The 1,839-nt window shown below is 65.4% G+C and carries 2 protein-coding genes and 2 pseudogenes; 3 read left to right on the top strand and 1 reads right to left on the bottom strand.

Features of this window, described 5'->3' with window-relative positions; genetic code table 11:
- Positions 1–171 precede the first annotated feature (171 nt).
- Entirely contained in the window at positions 172–330 is a 159-nt protein-coding gene (locus AC559T_RS11840; RefSeq protein ID WP_498868723.1) for a hypothetical protein, read from the bottom strand.
- Positions 331–698: 368 nt separating this feature from the next.
- On the opposite strand from AC559T_RS11840, the pseudogene AC559T_RS11845 reads away from it, so the two are divergent.
- From AC559T_RS11845 to AC559T_RS11855, 3 genes and pseudogenes are all read left to right on the top strand, one after another.
- A pseudogene (locus tag AC559T_RS11845) lies at positions 699–989 on the top strand (ABC transporter permease); the annotation flags it as partial.
- A gap of 241 nt (positions 990–1,230) precedes the next feature.
- Positions 1,231–1,635, top strand: a complete 405-nt coding sequence (locus tag AC559T_RS11850; RefSeq protein ID WP_498868724.1) for a hypothetical protein — start codon at positions 1,231–1,233, stop codon at positions 1,633–1,635.
- Positions 1,636–1,649: 14 nt separating this feature from the next.
- Positions 1,650–1,839 (top strand): annotated as a pseudogene (locus tag AC559T_RS11855) (ABC transporter substrate-binding protein); the annotation flags it as partial.

Genomic DNA, 1,839 nt, shown 5'->3' on the forward strand with positions numbered 1-1,839 from the left:
CGACGCCGACAACGAAGGCTGATGTCGTCGGAGCGAGCTCGATCCCAGCGGATGCCATCGACGCGGTTCGAGTCGTCGACCGTGACGGCCTGGTGCTCGCCGTCGCTCACCCGCGGGGCAGCGAGTAGGCCACCGTCGCGTCTGGACACGGAACCTCGGACGGAGCTGTGATTATCGGTGCGACCTGTCGGCTACCCACAGCCGGTTCGGCCGGTCCGCGGCGAAGTTGCGTCGGACCAGGTCCGCGAGCCGCTCGGCCGCCGGATCCGCCACCGTGGTCCGCCGCTTGTGGTCACCGCGGACCGCGCCGACCAGGCCCAACTCGCCCATCAGCCGCTCCACCGTGCGGTTCCCAGCCTCGTCAGTGGAACCGCTATAGCCATTTCTGTCAACCGGGTGCGAGACGGAATATCCTGTATGTCTCTATTGGAATGATAATTGAGTATTAATACGATAATTGAGTATAAATACCCTGTGTGGGGCTGGTGGCCGGGCCTGGCCTGGTTGGTGGTGGTCGGGTGAGTGGGGCGCGAGGCCGAGGGGCGAGTCGTTCTACTCCCGAGTAAACATTGGCAACGTCATGATCAGCGGCTATAACCCTCTCTGAGAGATCTCGGTGTATTCGCTGCTAGTGACGCTGCACGGACCGATTCGGTCGTTGTCATGCCCTCTCCAGGACCAAGGAAGCGAGCTGCGTCGTGCTCACTGCTGCGAGACGAGCCGGGCGGAGCCTACTGGTGATCTTACTCGTCACCATGGGCGCGGTGGCGTTGCCGGGCCTGGCGCCAGGTTCGGCGGTCTCGGTCATCCTCGGCGAGAACGCGACCCCGGAGGCGATCGCAGCACTGAACACGAAGCTGAGCATGGACAAACCGCTATGGTCGCAGTACCTGAACTGGCTCTGGGATGCGGTGTGCGGTGACCTGGGCGCCTCGCCGGTGACCGGGCAACCTGTCGTCGTCGAGGCGATCGGCGAGCGGCTGCCGATGACGTTGGAACTGGCGGCGTTGGCACTTGTTTTTGTTCTCCTCGTCGCCGGGGCGCTGGCCGTGGTGTCCGCGACGTGGCCCGGGACGGCGATCGATCGGGCGATCACCGCACTGTCCTCGGGTCCTCTCGGTACCCGCCTTCATTGCGGGCCCCGTGTTGACCTACGTCTTTGCGATGCAGCTTGGTCGGCTCCGGTGACGGGGTGGTCCCACCCTCGCCTGGTCGTCGCGGGAGTTCGTCATGGCCGAGCGGAACATGGGCGAGAGCCGCCGGCGGATCCTGTCAAGGGAGATCCTGCCCAACCTGTCGCCCCCGTTGGGGGCCTACCGGCCGATCGTGATGGCCGCCCCAATCGTGGCCGAGGGGCCGTTCAGCTCCCTGGGCATGGGCATTCCGCCGCTGCAGCCGAGCTGGGGCGGGATGATCTCCGATGGTAAGGATGCGATAACCGATGCCATCCACATGGTGTTCGTCCCGCGCCCCGTCATCTCCTTCACCGTGTTCGCGCTCAACGAAACAGGCGACCACGCCACCAGTTCGGCCACACTCTGCACGACTGACCACCAGCCCGTAGCCGGGCGCCACCTGAGTCAGCCGTCCCCCAGTCCCCGGGCCCTGTGCCGCTTTACCGATCCCGAACACTGATGAAAGGTCCCCCGATGATTCGTAAGACGCGATTACTCGTCACCGCTGTCGCATGCTGTGTGGCGCTCCTCCTGGCCGCATGTGGCGGCGGCGGTGATACCAGTCCGTCCACGGGCGCCTCCGCCAAACCGGTGGCGGGTGGCGAAGGCCGGATCCTCACGTTGAGCGATCCGCGCACTCTGGATCCGGCGATCCTCGGCAACG

The sequence above is a fragment of the Frankia sp. Hr75.2 genome (assembly GCF_949319125.1).
Taxonomy (GTDB): domain Bacteria; phylum Actinomycetota; class Actinomycetes; order Frankiales; family Frankiaceae; genus Parafrankia; species Parafrankia soli.

Excerpts from the sequence above, each read along its gene's own strand:
- AC559T_RS11840 (WP_498868723.1), bottom strand. The coding sequence starts at position 330 with ATGGGCGAGTTGGGCCTGGTCGGCGCGGTCCGCGGTGACCACAAGCGG.
- AC559T_RS11850 (WP_498868724.1), top strand. The coding sequence starts at position 1,231 with ATGGCCGAGCGGAACATGGGCGAGAGCCGCCGGCGGATCCTGTCAAGG.